Source organism: Paenibacillus graminis, assembly GCF_000758705.1.
Lineage (GTDB): Bacteria > Bacillota > Bacilli > Paenibacillales > Paenibacillaceae > Paenibacillus_AQ > Paenibacillus_AQ graminis.
Genome location: NZ_CP009287.1, coordinates 6,333,828 through 6,350,278, shown reverse-complemented (window position 1 = coordinate 6,350,278; position 16,451 = coordinate 6,333,828). Strand labels below are relative to the sequence as shown.

Genomic DNA, 16,451 nt, shown 5'->3' with positions numbered 1-16,451 from the left:
TTTTACTTATTTTTAAGGGCTCCTATTTCACACCATAACTAGGCTGCTTCCTTGATGCGGACATTGTTCAAATACTCGGTGAAGGTAAAACCGGTGCTGTCACGGAAGGTTTTACAGAAATAGGACGGGCTGATATAGAAGCGTTTGGCAATGTCATTGACCGAATAGCGCTGGTCGTAATGGCGGTTCAAATAATCGACCACCTCAAAAATCTTTTTATTAACGATGCCGGTCTCCTGGGTGGTTCTGCGCGGAGAGGTTTCCTGATGACGGTAAATGAAGATCAGCAGCTCGAACATCAGGGTCTTCAGATAAAATTCATAGCCGGGTGGTTTGTTGTTGAACTCAGCGACCATTTTGTCGAATAAACGCTCGATCGCGCTCTGTTCCACACCGCTGAAGCGCAGCAGATGCCCTTTCTGCGAAAAGCCGGAGAGTACATCGAAGTTTTTGTTGTCCGGAAACAAATCCTCCATGAATTCACGCTTGAACACAAGTGTAGTCCGCTCAAAGGACTCTCCGCTTGCGTTGACAAGCTACCCCGCCAACCACCTGGTACGCTTTATCCTCAATGAAATAGCAGACATCCCCTGAAACCAGATAAAAAATTTCATAGCCGTTATGGTAATGCCGTGTAGGCATGCAGGACTGATGCTTCCGTTCGCGGCTAATGTCGAACATTGGAACGGTGCTTGCATCTTCCATGGCAGCTTTTGCTTTTGCCCGTCTGCGCGCCCGCGGCAGTCTGCTGCTGTTCACACTGGTGCTGGGCACCATGATGATTCCAAGCCAAGTTACCCTAATTCCCCAGTACCTTTTGTTTAACCGGATTCACTGGACCAATTCCTATTTGCCGCTCATTGTACCGGCTTTTACGGGGAGCGCTTTTGTGATCTTTTTGCTGCGGCAATTCTATTTCGGGATCTCCAAGGAGATGGACGAAGCGGTTATGAGGAGGTCCGTGCCAGCCTGAAGCAGATTGGGTATAAGGAGTGGGCAACTTTCAATCAACGGGTAAAAACAATGGTCAGTCTTTGAGAGGCGGTCAGGAGTGAAATGATGCCAGCTCCGGGCAGAGAATTTGTCTGCACCGGGGCTGTTTTTTTGAATCGGAGAAGGTATCCTCCTGTCCCTTTATTTCTTCGCTGTGATAACCGCAGAAACGATGTACTGCTCAACATTTGATTCCGGAACCCAAACCTTAATGAATGATTTGGATTCGTCTTTCGGTTTGATGGATATCTCCGTAAACCCGCTCTCCTGCAGCATGGCCTCCAGTTCCAAGATAGAGGAGGCACCGGAAATGCAACCTGCATAAAGCTCATCAACGTTGTTTCGGATCTCCGGAGGAAGCTCGGCCGTGGTTACAATATCTGAGATGGCCAGACGGCCCCCCGGCTCAAGGACACGGTAGACTTCACGGAATACCTGCGGTTTGTCCGGGGAAAGGTTAATGACACAATTGGAGATAATCACGTTAACGGAATGATCAGCGAGCGGAAGATGCTCAATTTCACCCAGCCGGAATTCGGTATTGCCGAAGTTCCCTTTAACCGCATTGTTCCGGGCACGGCTGATCATTTCGGGTGTCATATCGACACCGATGACATGTCCCTTATCCCCTACCTGGCGTGAGGCCAGGAAGCAATCGAAACCTCCGCCGCTGCCGAGATCAAGCACACGCTCGCCTGCCTTCAGTTCAGCAATCGCCTGCGGATTCCCGCAGCCAAGGCCCAGATTTGCACCTTCGGGAGCCGCGGCCAGCTCACTGCTGGAATATCCGAGCTTGGCGGATATGGAATCGAAATCAGACGGCGAATTACAGCAGGAAGAAGCGGACGTCACGTTCTTAACGGCAATTTGTGAATAGCGTCCCCGTACATTTTGGCGGATCTGGTCATTGGAAAGCTTAGTCATTCTTCAACACTCCTTGTGTGATATTGGATTATAATACTTGCAATTTGCAAGTATTGGTTAAGAGGAATCACCCGGTAACGGGCGCACAGCATTTGCTGGATTTCCCCATAGCTTCATTAAAAAGCTGCACAGAGCGCAGCAGAGTCTCTTGCTCGAATTCACTCATATACGAGAAGACCTCATCCAGATACTCATTCATTTGTGTATCAATGGTAGTGGCGACCATCTTGCCCGGTGCTGTAAGCGAGAGAGTGTAGACTCTCCGGTCGCTGGGGTCCGGTGTTTTTTGGACCAGATTCATTTTGACCAAAGTCTGAACCTGACGGCTGAACGTTGTTACATCCGTACCCAGTGTTTCCGCAATCTGTTGCATGGAAGGATTATGTCTGCGGTCCACCTCATAGAGGATATGGCTTTGCTGAGGGGAGAGATCGCATCCTCCAACGGTACAGCAGTTCTTGTTCAGCAGCCCTAGGCGCCGGGTCATAATCTGAAATATTTCTCGTGCATTGTCCAATTTGGCTCACCTCATGATTTAGTTATACAATATTTATTTGCAAGTTGCAATATTTAATTGAGGATTGTCAATTTTAAAAACCTCGTTTAGTATATAAGCACAGGCTTATATGTCTGGGGATGGAGAGACTGTCATGAAGGAAACTACTGTCATAGCAGATATGTCCGGGCTCGCTGATGACCTGAAGCTGTTAGGTGATAGAACGCGTCTCTTAATGCTGTCTCTATTAAAGGAACGGGAATGGTGCGTGTGCGAATTTGTTGAGATTTTTGACATCTCCCAGCCTGCTATCAGCCAGCATCTAAGGAAATTAAGAAGCAAAGGCATCGTCAAGGAACAGAAGAAAGGCCAATGGGTGCACTATTCTCTTAACGTTGAGGACAAACCCCATATCCAGGCCGTGCTTCAGCTTACACCTGATGCTTCCACCATCCTGGCCGTGCTGAATAAAACACAGGTGACGGCTTGCTGCGAAATATTGCATTGATCCTGACGTTTCTTTGCCTGGTATATAACTATATAGTTATATGCTAATTATATAAATGCAGTGCAATTCTGCTTAAAGGAGTGAGAGGCCCGGATGAAGCCCGGATGTACACTGGAGGTTAGCTTTTGGGAATTTTAGCAGGTTTTATCTTTGTTGTAACGCTGGTATTTGTCATATGGCAGCCCAAGAATCTATCCATCGGATGGTCGGCCTGCGGCGGGGCGATACTCGCTTTGCTTGTCGGTGCAGTCCGCTTTAGCGATGTTATCGATGTCACCCTGATCGTCTGGAATGCCACATTGGCCTTTGTCGCAATTATTCTGATTTCCTTAATCCTCGATAAAATTGGTTTCTTCGAATGGGCTGCATTGCATATGGCCAGAGCCGCACACGGAAGTGGTACCCGGATGTTCTTCTTCGTCACGGTTCTTGGGGCAGTGGTGGCCGCGTTTTTTGCCAACGACGGTGCGGCGCTCATCCTTACCCCGATTGTGCTGGCTATGGTCCGTGCGCTGAATTTTGATGAGAAGAAGGTCTTTCCGTTCATCATTGCCGGAGGATTCATTGCGGATACCACTTCATTGCCGCTTGTTGTCAGTAATCTGGTGAATATCGTATCGGCAGATTTTTTCGGGGTAACCTTTATGGAATACGCTGGCCGTATGCTAATCCCTACCCTGTTCTCCTTGGGGGCAAGTATTCTCGTTCTGTATCTCTTATTCAGAAAAAGCATCCCTAAGAACTTTGACAGCTCACAGCTAAAAAAACCTGAAGAGGCCATTAAAGATAAGCAGATGTTCAAGTTATCCTGGATTGTGCTTGCGGTTCTGCTGGCCGGATATTTCGTCAGTGAATTCCTGAACATTCCGGTGTCGGCCGTGGCCGGGATTGTCGCGATATTTTTCCTGATTATGGCAAGGAAAAGCCCTAATGTGCTTGCTATGGAAGTGGTGAAGGGTGCGCCTTGGGCGATCGTATTCTTTTCCATTGGGATGTATGTTGTCGTGTATGGTTTGCGTAATGCCGGTCTGACGGACGTCCTTGCCGCTGTGATTCAGGCTGTAGCCGATCAGGGGCTGTTCGCGGCAAGCGTGGGAATGGGCTTTATTGCCGCTGTTATCTCTTCAATAATGAATAATTTGCCAACCGTGTTGATTAATGCCCTGGCGATCGATGCAACGCATACCTCCGGACTGATCAAGGAAGCTTTAATCTATGCGAATGTGATCGGCTCTGATCTGGGACCCAAGATTACACCGATCGGCTCCCTGGCGACCTTGCTGTGGCTGCATGTACTGTCAAGCAAAGGGCTGAAAATATCCTGGGGAACCTATTTCAAAACAGGCATTATTTTGACGATCCCGACGTTGTTCATCACGCTGCTTGGCCTCTATATCACGTTGACATTATTCTAAACCCAAAGGAGACTATGATTCGTGGATAAGAAAACCATTTACTTTTTGTGTACAGGGAACTCCTGCCGGAGCCAGATGGCCGAAGGCTGGGCCAAGAAATACTTAAGCGATGAATGGGATGTGTACAGTGCGGGAATAGAAGCCCACGGTCTGAATCCAAAAGCCGTACAAGCTATGAATGAAGTGGGCATTGATATCTCGGGTCAAACCTCGGATATTATTGATCCGAAGCTTCTTAACAGCGCAGACCTCGTGATTACATTATGCGGGGATGCCGCTGATAAATGTCCGGTTACACCACCACAGGTGAGACGTGAGCATTGGGGATTCGATGATCCGGCGAAAGCGCAGGGTACGGAGGAAGAGAAGTGGACAGTCTTCCAGCGGGTGCGCGACCAAGTGGGCGAGCGTATTCAGCGTTTTGCGGAAACCGGCGAATAACGGGTGAAGACTGATTATAAATGGCGGGACCAACTGCTGCCAGAGACATAGGAGAGAACTGTTAGGAGAGAACTAGAATGAAGAATTATCACGAGCTCATTCCGGGCAAAGTGTATATTGGCGGAGAAAATGCACTATTTGCAGCGCTGCAGGAGCAGGAAATTACCGATGTGTTTGATTTGAGGGATACAGGAACAGAAGCGGAAGGTTTTCCTGCGGAGGTAACCCGCCATCATTATCCGATTGTAGAACATGAGAGCGGGCAGGAGGCTTCGGTGCTGGCGGCTATCCATGCGGTGAAAGAAGCGGTAACTGGCGGCAAAACGGTATACTTTCACTGCGCCGGCGGCCGAAACCGCACGGGAACCGTGGCTACGGGAGTCCTGCTGGAACTGGGGCTGGCATCCACGGTAGAGGAGGCGGAAGCCTTAGCCCAAGCAAAACGCCCGGATATCAGCATTAAGCCAGAGATGCGAGAGGTGCTCCAGGATTTATATCCGTCGAAATAAGCTGTTTTGAATGTAGAGAGACTGTCTCCCTGGGAGATGGTCTTTTTGCAGTATAGGAAAATACCCGTTATCCAACTAGCGCTTGCGAAGACGCAGGTGAGCAATGCTAAGTGGAAAAAGGGAATTTATTTTTTTCTAAAAATAAACAATCGAGAGATTTGAGTGGAAAAATGGAACTTAATTGGGTCATAATCCTTCGTCAGGAGCGAAATGAGCTGTATTTAGTTAAACTTTTTCCACTTCACCTGCGGAGAACGGGGTGCAGGGGCAAATTAGTTAACCTTTTTCCACTAAGAATCGGCGAAGGATGGATAAAGGGTTCTCCTTTGGTTTCATTACATATGCCCGGCTTCCTGCCTTCACAACCTCAATTGCACTGTATGTAGATCTAAGTTAAATGTATTTCCGGCAGTGAAAAGGGATGCTGCACCGGCCATAAGTAACCGTATGGCTGATGAAGCATCCCTTGTTTTGTACTGTCTCTTGTCAGGCTTAGTTCTTTACAAAGCGCCCTTCGCCAGCTCTTGGCGCACAATCGGCGCGACCTTGGTGCCCAGCAGTTCAATGGCACGCAGGACTTCGCGGTGCGGCATGGTGCCGACGTTGACGTGCAGGAAGAAACGGGTGACACCCAGATTCTTGCGCAGCAGCAGAATTTTCTCGGCGACATATTCGGCATCGCCTACATACAGGGCGCCACGCAAACTGCGGGCATCGTCATAGGTAGCCCGGTTATAGGCTTGTCCCCAGCCCCGTTCGCGCCCGATCACATTCATCTGGGCCATCGTCGACGGGTAGAACAAAGCGGCTGCCTGATCGGTGGTTTCACCGACAAAGCCATGCGAGTGCGTGGCGATCTGCAGCTTGTCGGGGTTATGCCCGGCCTTGGCGGCAGATTCCTTGTAGAGCTTGACCAGCGGGGCAAAGCGCTCCGGCATGCCGCCGATAATAGCGAAGGCGATGGGGAGGCCGAGCATGCCTGCCCGGATCGCAGATTCGGGATTGCCGCCGCTGGCAATCCATACCGGCAGCGGGTCCTGGACGGCGCGGGGATAGACCGGAAGGTTGTTGATGGCCGGACGATGACCGCCGCGCCAGGTGACCCTTTCCGAGGCTCTAATCTTTAGCAGCAGTTCCAGGTTCTCTTCGAACAATTCGTCATAGTCATCCAGACTGTAGCCGAAGAGCGGGAAGGATTCGATAAAGGAGCCCCGGCCCGCCATGATTTCCGCCCGGCCGCCCGAGAGGCCGTCCAGCGTTGAGAAGGCTTGGTAGACGCGCACCGGATCATCCGAAGACAGTACAGTAACGGCACTGGTGAGCCGGATATTCTTCGTCATAGCCGCCGCAGCAGCGAGCACTACAGCAGGGGCGCTGCCGGCATAATCCGCGCGGTGATGTTCCCCGATTCCATATACGTCCAGGCCGGCCTGATCGGCGAGTACAATTTCTTCCACCGCTTCACGCAGTCTTTCGGCGTGGCTGATGACCTCACCGGTCACCGGGTCCGGCGTCGTTTCCAAAAAAGTGCTGATGCCTATTTCCATCTTGTTCTCCATTTCAGCCATTTTAATCCGCCTCCTTTTTTCGTATCTTCATCTTACTATATTTTTTAATGTTTCTCAACTTTAGTAAGTGAATTGAATCATAAAAAATACCCGCCACCCATTAAGTATGGGCAGCAGGCGGATGCAGTAGTGCTGTGCTTAGGATTTTTTTTTGCCAACGGCAAGCTGTACAATCATGATGACAAGAACGAGCAAGGCAATGAGCTGGTCTGTACTCATAGGGGTCCGGCCTCCAATCTTTAGGATGGCTCTTCGGACCACATCCCCTCTCCCAAGGAGCTGCTTCGTTCCCTTAATACAGACTATGAAGGGCTGACTGAGGTTATTACTTCATCCCCTGAATCATTATGCTGGTGAATTGGTCTCCTGTGGATGCTATGGTCTTACCTCCTTAGGCCTTTCGCTCCGGACCGCCGTACCCCGGATAGGTGACGACAGGCCATTTGACCTTGCGCAGCGCATCCATCAGCTCGGGCCCCGCGTTCAGGTTGCTGCTGACCAGCTCCTCAGGCGTAAGCGCCATCCACTGGTTCAGTGAAACGTCTGCAAACCGGTCGCTTTTGAACATTTCCAGGAACCACAGGGTTTCCGTTCCGGTGTTCTGGATATAATGTCCGAAGGCAAAGGGAACATATCCGACATCTCCGGCCCTGTAATTGAAGGTCCGGGCTGCGCCGTTGCCGCCAAAGACCGTCATGCGGCCTTCTCCGGCCAGATAATACTGCCACTCATCGTTGTTCGGATGCCAGTGCAGTTCGCGTATCGCCCCCGGCTCAATCTCAACCAGTGCTGCGGCTATCGTCCTGGAGATGGGGAAGTTCGAGCTGTCAACGATTCTCACGCTTCCGCCCGGCGTTTTCAGCGGAGGCTGGGCCAGCAGCCGGTGCTTGAAGCTCAGCGGAATTTCGCCGAAGGGAGATTGTACCTTTTGACTCTGCAGGGAGCCGGGGACCTGGTCCTGGTAGATGTAGACCTGATCCTTTGGAAGATAGTCAAAGGCTGAAGGCGGAACTCCAAAATTGGCCGACAGCACCTCCTTCGGCGTATGGGCGAACCAGTCGGAGACCGATAGGGTATTGAGATCGGAGAATGTGCCATCATCAAAAACAAGCAGAAATTCGCAGCCCTCTGCGAGCCCTTGGATGGAATGGGGGATACCCGGAGGAAAATACCACAGATCTCCCGGGCCGATATCGGCAATAAAGTTCCGGCCGTTCTGATCCACCGCTGTTATCCGTGCGCTTCCAAGCAGCATATAGGACCACTCGGCCTGCTGATGCCAGTGAAGCTCCCGTACGCCGCCCGGTGTCAGGCTCATATTAACTGCGGCCAGTGTGGTGGCAGCGGGCAATTCTCTAACCGTTACCTCTCTGGACCAGCCGCCGTGATTGAGCTGCATATGGGCGTCGGAGAAAGAGAATTTCAGATTGGGAATGAGTCCATTGTCCGTAACCGGTGGAATGAACATATCCGGGTTCTCCCGGTCCCGCATCACATCGCGGGGGCCAAGGTCTACGTTGCCTGCGCCGTCGCTGCGGATCGGCTGGGGAATGCCTGCTTTTCTGGCTGAACCATGTTCCGGGGATTCCATGGGTCTGGCTCCTTTCCTGATCGCAATTGCTCAATAGAGAATATATGCCGGAAGGCCGTTTGAAGATGCCCGCAATTGCAAATCAGTAATTGACAGGGACCGCTCGAAGAGGGATTCTTAATAATGGACTTATGTCTGATATTCCAATGAACAAGGGAGAGGATATGAAATGAATCATCCCGGCTGCCAGGTCCGCCGATTCGGCAGAATCAGAAGTTTAGTTATATTGTTATGTGCCGGTATCCTGGCAATGGTCTATGTGCCAACGCCTTCAGCAGTAAATGCCGCACCGGTTATGGGGAATCAGATCCAGCCGCTGCTGATCAACAATAGCTATGTGCTGTTCCCGGGCAAGCTTGCACCCTATACACAAGCGGGTAAATTAATGGTGCCCATCCGTCCGTTTGCGAAGGCGCTTGGCGCACAACTGGCGTACAATGTCCAAACGAAGAGCATTTCGGTTTCACTTCTCGGCCAGACTGTGAGTCATATCAGAGCCGGGCAGACTACAGCTGAAGCCGGTGACGGAACGGCGTTCTCCATGGGGGTGGCGCCGGTGCTGCGTGACGGTGTGCTGTTTGTGCCAATGAGCCCAGTGCTGGGGGCCTTGAAGTCCGTCCGCTGGGAAAATATGCTGAATAATATCAACCGCCCTATACTGGTGGTGCAAGGCAGACAGGGGGTGACGCTGCCGCAGACGGAGCCATGGCTGAGCACCACACCATTTACGGGCCTCTCCGGAGAGAACTTCAATCCGTTTTATCCGGCGGTACTGACGCAGGAGCCTTCCGGCAAGGGATACCGGCTGAGGCTGAGTGTGATCAACACATCCGGGTTCGTCCTTCCCAAAGGAAGCGCGGCACTGGAGCTGATAGCTGTCGACAGTCAGGGACAAGCAATAATCCGGAAGATTCCAGGTCCGGCCGGCCAGACGCCCAAGGCTGCGGCATTATCATTTACAGTGAATATTCCATCAGCGGCTGAGTATGTCATTTATAATTCCCGGACAGCGGGTTTGGAGCACTAAGAGAAGTTTTAATCAGAAGATTATAGAGAGCAGGGTATGCACAAATGACAGACAGCGGACAAGAACGCTACCGCTTCAGCGAAGCCCCGATATGGGAGCTGCAGCGTAAATATTATGAAGAGCTGGGCATGCAGGCCTGGAAAAACGACCAGGTTCCGCAGTATATTACGAGCAATCCGATGATCGGGACGGGCTATGCAGAGATGATCTTCGGGTTTTTGCAGGACCGGGCGGGGATGGGACACGCCACTGAGCCGGTCATTATTCTGGAGCTGGGTGCAGGTGCCGGACGCCTGGCGTTCCATGTGCTGCAGAAGCTGTCTGAATTAATGGATTATGCGGGGCTGCCGCTGCCTCCGTTTACTTATGTCATGAGCGATCTTCCGTGGAAAAATATCACCGGCTGGCAGCAGCATCCCGGCCTGATCCCTTTTGTTGAGCAGGGCATCCTCGACTTCGCACGTTTCGATGCCGTTGCGGATACCGTGCTGCATCTGACCGAGAGCGGAAAGGTGATTACACCGGGGACGCTGGCGCAGCCGCTGATGGTGATTGCCAACTACTTTTTTGACAGTATCCCGCAGGAGCTGCTCTATGTAGATGAAGGCAAAATATATGAGTGCGAGGTATCGCTGCAGTACCCGGAACAGTCTGACAAGATGGGACCCTCCGAGGTGCTCAGGGATCTGATTCCCCAGTATCACTACCGCAGGGCAGAAGGCTATGAAGAGGAGTCCTACCCGTACCGCGAGGTGATCGCGTTCTATCAGGAGAAGCTGGAGGATTCGCATGTGCTCTTTCCGGCGGCTGCGCTGGGCTGCATGGAGCGGCTGCGCGCGCTGTCCGGGGCGGGCTTCCTGCTGCTGACCGCCGACAAGGGCGACCACCGGCTGGAGAACTGGGAATTTGCCGAGCCTCCGAAGCTGATCCATCATGGCAGCATCTCACTTACAGCGAACTATCATGCGCTGGTGTGCTATTTTGAGCAAAAAGGCGCTTCCGCTTCATTTACTGAACATCATTATAAGAACCTGAACGTAGGCTGCATCTTCATGCTGGAAGAGCCGCTGCGCCATGTCCAGGCCCGCCTGGCCTACCGCAGGTTTATCGAGCGCTTTGGTCCGGATGACTTCTTCAGTCTGAAGCTCTGGATCGACCAGAACTATGACACCATCGGGCTGCAGCAGATTCTGGGCTTCTGGCGGCTGGGCGGCTATGATGCCGAGCTGTTCATCCAGAGTGCCGAGCGGATTTCCAGCCTGCTGGAAGAGGCCAGCGACGAGGAGATTCTCGATTTGAAGCTGGGGATCGGCCGGATGTGGACAGGCTTTTATCCGATGCCGCAAAAATATGATCTCGCCCTCGACAGCGGACTGCTGCTGTTCGAGATGGGACTGTACGAAGACTCGCGGCATTTTCTGACCCAATCGCTGCAGGAGACGGAGGATGAGCCGGTTGTCACAGTGCTCTATTGCCTGGCTATCTGCAGCTATGAGCTTGAGGATCTGGAAGCTGCGCTGGAGTATACCCGCCAGGCGCTGGTGCTGGAGCCGGAGCATGAGGAAGCGCTGGATCTGCTGGCGGCGCTCAGCGGGGACTGATGCCGTCTTTACATCAGTCCTGTTTTTATGTAAAATGATTAGAATTTATAGGCTTCACGCAATAAATTAAGGAAACGCGATGATGAGAAGAGTAGATATATCCATTCTTTTACAGAGAGCTCCGGATGCTGAAAAGGGGCAAAGAACGGTGTATTGAACCAAGCCTCTGAGCGGCGTACCGGAACTATAGCAGATGCTGGGGATGGTGCGACAGGAGCTCCTGTTACAGAGCTAGAGTATAAGCATTGCCTGAAGGCAATGCTGTACTTAATGAGATTAATATGGCGACATATTAATAAACCTGGGGTGGTACCGCGAGAATCTCGTCCCCAAGACCATACGTCTTGGAGGTGGGGTTCTTTTTGCTTGGGGCAAAGATTGGTTAAGGCGGTTTACACATTCACACAGGAGGGTTCACACATGGGCAGCGACAACTCAATGGAAACCGCAGCAGCGGAAAACTACATGGATAAGCTCATCAAGGAGGATATAGAGTCCGGCATCTACAGCAGAAAGATCTGTACAAGGTTCCCGCCGGAGCCGAACGGATATCTGCATATCGGCAGTGCATTTGCCATTCACACCAACTACGGGATTGCACAAAAATACGGAGGCACCTTTCATCTGCGCTTCGACGATACGAATCCGCTCAAAGAGGACATGGAATATGTAAAAGCGATCATTCAGGATATTGAATGGCTGGGCTGCAGCCCCGGAGAACATATCTATTACGGTTCAGACTATTCAGAGCAAATCTACAGCAGCGCGCTGGGCTTAATCCGCAAAGGCAAAGCCTATGTATGCGATTTATCGCCTGAAGAGGTGACTGCCTACAGAGGCACACTGACGGAGCCAGGGAAAAACAGTCCTTACCGGGAACGGTCCGTGGAGGAGAACCTCCGCTTATTCAGCGGAATGAGAGAAGGGGTTTATCCCACTGGTTCCCGGGTGCTGCGGGCCAAAATCGATATGGCTTCACCGAACATTAACCTGCGTGATCCCGTACTGTACAGAATTATCCATGCGGAGCATTACCGTACAGGGAATGCTTGGTGCATTTACCCGATGTATGATTTTGCCCACCCGATTCAGGACGCCATTGAAGGGATTACCCATTCCTTATGCTCGCTTGAGTTCAAGGACCACCGGCCCCTTTACGATTGGGTACTGGAGGAACTGGGCATTGAAGAAGCGCCTAGGCAAAGGGAATTCGGAAGGGTCAACCTGACAGGGGTGGTCACCAGCAAGCGGTATCTCAGAGCACTCGTTGCGGGGAATTACGTGGACGGCTGGGATGATCCGCGTTTACCCACACTGAGCGGTCTGCGAAGACGGGGGTTCACCCCGGAGAGCATCCGCAGTTTTGTTAGAGAGATCGGCATGGTCAGAAACCAGACGATGGTGGATTTCTCCATGCTGGAGCATTGCCTGAGACAGGACCTCAAAGCCACTGTGCCGAGTATAATGGCCGTGCTCGATCCTCTGAGGGTCGTTATTACTAATTACGGGGCGGGGGAGACAGAGTGGCTGACCCTGGCCAATAATAGCGAAAATGCAGAGCTGGGTGTAAGAGAGGTGCCATTCTCAGACACTGTCTACATTGAGCGTGATGATTTCATGGAGGAACCGGCACCGGGTTTCCGCAGGCTGGTTCCGGGCGGCGAAGTCCGGCTGAAGGGGGCTTATATCATCAGATGCAATGAAGTCATCAAGGATGCTGAAACCGGTGCGGTTAGCGAGCTGCGCTGCACCTATGATCCCCTGACGAAAAGCGGCGGGGCAAATAGTGGGCGCAAAGTCAAAGGCACCCTGCACTGGGTCTCGGCCAGTCATGGCATACCGGCAGAGGTATACCTGTATGAAAAGCTGCTGGAAGACAACGACGGTCCCAAGGCGGAAGGTGAAACCTGGGAGGAACACATCAATCCGGAGTCCAGGAAGCTGCTGGAACACTGCCTTCTGGAGCCTTTTGCGGCTGGTGCCAAGCCTGAGGATAAATTTCAATTTATGCGCCAGGGCTACTTCTGCGCCGACAACAAGCTGAGCCGTGAAAACAAGCTGGTGTTCAACCGGATTGTTCCGCTGAAGGATACGTGGAAGGGCGGGAAATAAGCCGCTATTAATGGGATGAAGAGACAGGTAATAACTACGGGCGAGAGCCGGGAGTAACCCGGAATCTCGCCCGTTTGTTTTGAGCATAAGCAGATAAATCGAGGTTTCACTTTGTGGGGCTTTGTTACATATGATTAAAGTAGCTTACTCTAGACAATACCACCAATCCGGTTGAAAGCGCCATATGGGATCAATGTACATAATTAGGTGTACAAAATCCACCCCGAAAGATTCAGCGCACATTGGTTAATAATAGGGTAAGGAAATGATGCCAAGCATTAGTTTGCGTAAATGCATTTACATTTTTCAAAACGCAGATTATAATAAAACTAAATTAAATGTTGCACCAGGGAAACTTTCGTGTGTATAGACAACTTTTCCGGGCAAGAGGAGGGATTGATAATGATGGAGCAAAACTTAGCAGAAACACCTCCAATGATACACAGACCTAAAAACAAACTCACCGCACAGGCAGTACTGAACGGGGATGTCAAAGGAATGAAGAGGCTCCTTCCTTTCCTGGGCCCGGCTTTTATCGCTTCTGTAGCCTATCTGGACCCCGGGAATTTCGCTACCAATATTACAGCCGGATCGAAGTATGGGTATCTGCTGCTGTGGGTTATATTCGCGTCCAATCTGATGGCTGTTCTGATTCAGTCGCTGTCCGCCAAGCTTGGCATAGCTACCGGCAAAAATCTGCCCGAGGTAGCACGGGAGAGATTCCCGAAGGGCGTATCCATCTTTTTGTGGATTCAGAGTGAGCTGGTGATTATCGCCACCGACCTGGCAGAGTTTATCGGGGCAGCCCTCGGACTGTATTTATTGTTCGGCATTCCGATGCTGCCAGCCGCACTGTTCACCGCTGTCGGTTCATTCGCCATTCTGGAGCTGCAGCGGCGCGGGTACCGTACACTTGAGGCTGGAATCGCCGGTATGGTCCTCATTGTTGTACTGGCCTTTGCGTTCCAGGTCATCATGGCCAAGCCGGATGCCGGGGCAGTCGTCGCCGGGATCTTCACTCCGCAGTTCCAGGGCGTGGACAGCATTCTGCTGGCTGCGGGCATCCTGGGGGCGACGGTAATGCCGCATGCGATATATCTGCATTCTTCACTGACACAGAGCCGCGTAGTCGGAATTGATGACAAGGAGAAAAAACAGATTTTCAAGCTGGAGTTCATCGACATTCTGATTGCCATGCTGATTGCCGGTGCGGTCAATATGGCGATGGTGGTTGTCTCTGCCGCGTTGTTTTTCAAGAACGGCTTAGTGGTCGAGGATTTGGATATCGCCTTTGAGCAGTTCCGCCATCTGGCAGGACCGGTTACTGCGATTTCCTTCGGACTGGGCCTGCTGATTGCCGGACTCTCGAGTTCGTCAGTGGGGACGATGGCAGGGGATGTGGTCATGCAAGGCTTCATTAATAAAAGAATCAATCTCTACCTGCGGCGGGCGATTACGATTATTCCTCCGCTGGCCATCATCGCCTTCGGCATCAATGCTACAAGCGCACTGGTCATGAGCCAGGTGGTACTCTCGTTCGGGATTGCCTTTGCCTTGATTCCGCTGGTGATCTTCACCAGTGACCGCAAGATCATGAACGGGCTGGTAAACCACCGGATTACTACGGTTCTGGGCTGGATCATCTCTGCACTGGTTGTATCGCTGAATCTGTTCCTGATTGTGGAGATGTTTGTCTGAGAGCTTCCTACCACCATTTGCGTTTTTTAACGAGTCTAAGGGAACAGAGTGTTAAGATTAGGAAAAAGCCCGCCCCCGGCATCTGTCAGGTTATACCTGAACGGATGACCGGAGGCGGGCTTTTTTGAAATATAAGAAAGTTCCTGCTGAAACGCTAACTTCCCTTACAAGGACGGCGGAGCCGTTTCTGTTTGGTTGCCCAGCATGGTTTGTTTGCGTTGAGACTAAGCTCTGCTGTACGGGGGCAAGGTTATTGCTTCACGATATCCTGTACGGATTTGTCAAGTTTCTCCAGAAGCTGATCGTGATTCAATTGGCCGCCCAGATATTCCTGCATAGCTGCACCGAAACCTTGAGTCACACCATCAGGGAACATATCCCAGTTCCAGCCGAGTGCTTTATCGGATTGCTCCTGCACGGCAACAGCGACCTGGCCGATATCCGCTGCATCGGTTTTAACGTTGGTTTCAGCAGGGATGAATTTGAATTCCTTGGTCAGATATTTTTGGCCGGTTTCTGAACTTACGAGCCAGTTGAGGAACGCTTTGGCTTCTTCCGGATGTGCCGATTTGCTGTTTACAATATAGTTGTTAGGCACACCTACGAGAATGGTTCCTTCTTCGTCGCTGATCGGAAGCGGGAGGAGGCCGAGGTTCAGGTCCGGATCAATTTTGTCGATATCCCCTTGCGTCCAGTTGCCCTGCATCATCATGGCCGCTTTGCCGGATGCGAAGTCTGCAATCTGGGTAGCATAATCTGTAGTCATTTTATTATCCTGTGCATTGTCAAAAATCACATCCACCAGGTCAAGCCATTGCTTGAACACCGCATTGCCTTTAAAGGTTTGGGTACCGGCTTTGAGATCTTCGATGAATTTCTTCGGGTCCGGCTGATGAGCCAGGCCTACGTTAACCAGGTGCATCCCCATGGACCACCACTCATTGGTAGCTTCAAACGGCGTGATGCCTGCGGCTTTCAGCTTGGCTGCCGCGTCTTTGAGCTGTGAAAGGGTCTTGGGTTCCTCTGTAATCCCTGCTTTGGTGAACAGGTCCTTATTATAGATGAGTCCGTAGCCTTCAACGTTCATCGGCATCCCGTACAGCTTGCCATCGACGGTAGCGGGCGTTTTGGCGGTTGGAATCAGATTGGCCACCCAAGGCTCGTTCGACAGATCGGTGGCACGGTCCATATAAGGAACCAGGGCCGTATAACCGCCATTATTGAAAATTTCCGGTTCAGAGCCGGAAGCAAGCTCTGCTTTGAGCAGCGCGCCATAATCTTCACCGCCGCCATGTGTTTCCACTTCAACCTTCACACCGGTTTCCTTCTCATATTCTTCAGCCAGTGTGTTTAACTGCTCGGCAATTTCGACCTTGAACTGGAACATTTTGATCGTTACATCCTTGGCAGGAGCTTTGGTGGAATCGGGTGCAGCTGTCTCTGTTCCTGAATTGACAGCGTTTCCACCGTTTGCGGAATTATTATTGCCGCCATTGCCGCAACCTGCGATAATAAGTGTGCAAACGGTTGCGATAACAAATGCGAACTTTCTTTTTTTCATAGTATAA

16 protein-coding genes and 1 other annotated feature are annotated in these 16,451 nt (G+C 51.5%); of the genes, 9 read left to right on the top strand and 7 right to left on the bottom strand.

Translation table 11 applies throughout. The features are described 5' to 3' along the window. Positions 1-38 precede the first annotated feature (38 nt). Positions 39-494 (bottom strand): helix-turn-helix domain-containing protein, encoded by a 456-nt coding sequence (locus tag PGRAT_RS31325; RefSeq protein WP_025708493.1) that lies wholly within the window; start codon positions 492-494, stop codon positions 39-41. 13 nt (positions 495-507) lie between these two features. Beyond that, positions 508-705 carry a cupin domain-containing protein gene (locus PGRAT_RS31965; protein ID WP_025708492.1) on the bottom strand — a complete coding sequence of 66 codons (198 nt, stop codon included), beginning with the start codon at positions 703-705 and terminating at the stop codon, positions 508-510. On the opposite strand from PGRAT_RS31965, the gene PGRAT_RS27420 reads away from it, so the two are divergent. Then, positions 704-973: an ABC transporter permease family protein gene (locus PGRAT_RS27420; RefSeq protein ID WP_025708491.1), complete on the top strand. Its 270-nt coding sequence runs from the start codon at positions 704-706 to the stop codon at positions 971-973. The two genes, PGRAT_RS31965 and PGRAT_RS27420, sit on opposite strands and share 2 nt — an antisense overlap. Before the next feature lie 161 nt (positions 974-1,134). Here PGRAT_RS27420 and PGRAT_RS27415 read toward each other — a convergent pair whose 3' ends face one another. After that, complete coding sequence (locus tag PGRAT_RS27415) at positions 1,135-1,917, bottom strand: arsenite methyltransferase (protein WP_025708490.1); 783 nt, start codon at positions 1,915-1,917, stop codon at positions 1,135-1,137. A 67-nt stretch (positions 1,918-1,984) separates the two neighbouring features. Further along, on the bottom strand, positions 1,985-2,434 hold the full coding sequence (locus PGRAT_RS27410; RefSeq protein WP_025708489.1) for a MarR family winged helix-turn-helix transcriptional regulator: 450 nt from the start codon (positions 2,432-2,434) through the stop codon (positions 1,985-1,987). A 151-nt stretch (positions 2,435-2,585) separates the two neighbouring features. Here PGRAT_RS27410 and PGRAT_RS27405 point away from each other — a divergent pair, with 151 nt between their 5' ends. The 4 genes from PGRAT_RS27405 to PGRAT_RS27390 all read left to right on the top strand — a co-directional run bounded on the left by PGRAT_RS27405 (position 2,586) and on the right by PGRAT_RS27390 (position 5,286). Continuing rightward, positions 2,586-2,921 carry an ArsR/SmtB family transcription factor gene (locus PGRAT_RS27405; protein ID WP_025708488.1) on the top strand — a complete coding sequence of 112 codons (336 nt, stop codon included), beginning with the start codon at positions 2,586-2,588 and terminating at the stop codon, positions 2,919-2,921. A 125-nt stretch (positions 2,922-3,046) separates the two neighbouring features. Next, positions 3,047-4,336, top strand: a complete 1,290-nt coding sequence (locus tag PGRAT_RS27400; RefSeq protein ID WP_025708487.1) for an arsenical efflux pump membrane protein ArsB — start codon at positions 3,047-3,049, stop codon at positions 4,334-4,336. 21 nt (positions 4,337-4,357) lie between these two features. Then, positions 4,358-4,777 (top strand): arsenate reductase (thioredoxin), encoded by a 420-nt coding sequence (gene arsC, locus PGRAT_RS27395; protein ID WP_025708486.1) that lies wholly within the window; start codon positions 4,358-4,360, stop codon positions 4,775-4,777. A 77-nt stretch (positions 4,778-4,854) separates the two neighbouring features. Next, positions 4,855-5,286 carry a protein-tyrosine phosphatase family protein gene (locus PGRAT_RS27390; RefSeq protein ID WP_025708485.1) on the top strand — a complete coding sequence of 144 codons (432 nt, stop codon included), beginning with the start codon at positions 4,855-4,857 and terminating at the stop codon, positions 5,284-5,286. Positions 5,287-5,786: 500 nt separating this feature from the next. Here the strand turns inward: PGRAT_RS27390 and PGRAT_RS27385 are convergent, their stop codons facing one another. Together PGRAT_RS27385 and PGRAT_RS27380 are read right to left on the bottom strand one after the other, a co-directional pair. Further along, a complete protein-coding gene (locus PGRAT_RS27385) occupies positions 5,787-6,854 on the bottom strand; it encodes an LLM class flavin-dependent oxidoreductase (protein WP_081954772.1) in 1,068 nt (355 codons plus the stop codon). Positions 6,855-7,245: 391 nt separating this feature from the next. After that, positions 7,246-8,445 (bottom strand): oxalate decarboxylase family bicupin, encoded by a 1,200-nt coding sequence (locus tag PGRAT_RS27380; RefSeq protein WP_025703674.1) that lies wholly within the window; start codon positions 8,443-8,445, stop codon positions 7,246-7,248. Positions 8,446-8,614: 169 nt separating this feature from the next. On the opposite strand from PGRAT_RS27380, the gene PGRAT_RS27375 reads away from it, so the two are divergent. From PGRAT_RS27375 to PGRAT_RS27360, 4 genes are all read left to right on the top strand, one after another. Beyond that, a complete protein-coding gene (locus PGRAT_RS27375; protein WP_025703673.1) occupies positions 8,615-9,472 on the top strand; it encodes a copper amine oxidase N-terminal domain-containing protein in 858 nt (285 codons plus the stop codon). 44 nt (positions 9,473-9,516) lie between these two features. Then, entirely contained in the window at positions 9,517-11,073 is a 1,557-nt protein-coding gene (locus PGRAT_RS27370) for an SAM-dependent methyltransferase (RefSeq protein ID WP_025703672.1), read from the top strand. A 70-nt stretch (positions 11,074-11,143) separates the two neighbouring features. Continuing rightward, positions 11,144-11,407, top strand: a binding site (T-box leader). A gap of 86 nt (positions 11,408-11,493) precedes the next feature. Then, positions 11,494-13,185 (top strand): glutamine--tRNA ligase/YqeY domain fusion protein, encoded by a 1,692-nt coding sequence (locus tag PGRAT_RS27365; RefSeq protein ID WP_025703671.1) that lies wholly within the window; start codon positions 11,494-11,496, stop codon positions 13,183-13,185. Positions 13,186-13,620: 435 nt separating this feature from the next. Continuing rightward, positions 13,621-14,883: an Nramp family divalent metal transporter gene (locus tag PGRAT_RS27360; protein WP_155990304.1), complete on the top strand. Its 1,263-nt coding sequence runs from the start codon at positions 13,621-13,623 to the stop codon at positions 14,881-14,883. A gap of 250 nt (positions 14,884-15,133) precedes the next feature. Here PGRAT_RS27360 and PGRAT_RS27355 read toward each other — a convergent pair whose 3' ends face one another. Then, positions 15,134-16,444 carry an ABC transporter substrate-binding protein gene (locus PGRAT_RS27355; protein ID WP_025703669.1) on the bottom strand — a complete coding sequence of 437 codons (1,311 nt, stop codon included), beginning with the start codon at positions 16,442-16,444 and terminating at the stop codon, positions 15,134-15,136. Positions 16,445-16,451: the final 7 nt, after the last annotated feature.

Bases quoted from the DNA above. Each gene is read 5' to 3' on its own strand.
- PGRAT_RS27375 (WP_025703673.1), top strand. From the start codon at position 8,615: ATGAATCATCCCGGCTGCCAGGTCCGCCGATTCGGCAGAATCAGAAGT.
- PGRAT_RS27390 (WP_025708485.1), top strand. From the start codon at position 4,855: ATGAAGAATTATCACGAGCTCATTCCGGGCAAAGTGTATATTGGCGGA.
- PGRAT_RS27420 (WP_025708491.1), top strand. From the start codon at position 704: ATGGCAGCTTTTGCTTTTGCCCGTCTGCGCGCCCGCGGCAGTCTGCTG.
- PGRAT_RS27370 (WP_025703672.1), top strand. From the start codon at position 9,517: ATGACAGACAGCGGACAAGAACGCTACCGCTTCAGCGAAGCCCCGATA.
- PGRAT_RS27365 (WP_025703671.1), top strand. From the start codon at position 11,494: ATGGGCAGCGACAACTCAATGGAAACCGCAGCAGCGGAAAACTACATG.
- PGRAT_RS27415 (WP_025708490.1), bottom strand. From the start codon at position 1,917: ATGACTAAGCTTTCCAATGACCAGATCCGCCAAAATGTACGGGGACGC.
- PGRAT_RS27360 (WP_155990304.1), top strand. From the start codon at position 13,621: ATGATACACAGACCTAAAAACAAACTCACCGCACAGGCAGTACTGAAC.
- PGRAT_RS27380 (WP_025703674.1), bottom strand. From the start codon at position 8,445: ATGGAATCCCCGGAACATGGTTCAGCCAGAAAAGCAGGCATTCCCCAG.
- PGRAT_RS27385 (WP_081954772.1), bottom strand. From the start codon at position 6,854: ATGGCTGAAATGGAGAACAAGATGGAAATAGGCATCAGCACTTTTTTG.
- PGRAT_RS31965 (WP_025708492.1), bottom strand. From the start codon at position 705: ATGGAAGATGCAAGCACCGTTCCAATGTTCGACATTAGCCGCGAACGG.
- PGRAT_RS27355 (WP_025703669.1), bottom strand. From the start codon at position 16,444: ATGAAAAAAAGAAAGTTCGCATTTGTTATCGCAACCGTTTGCACACTT.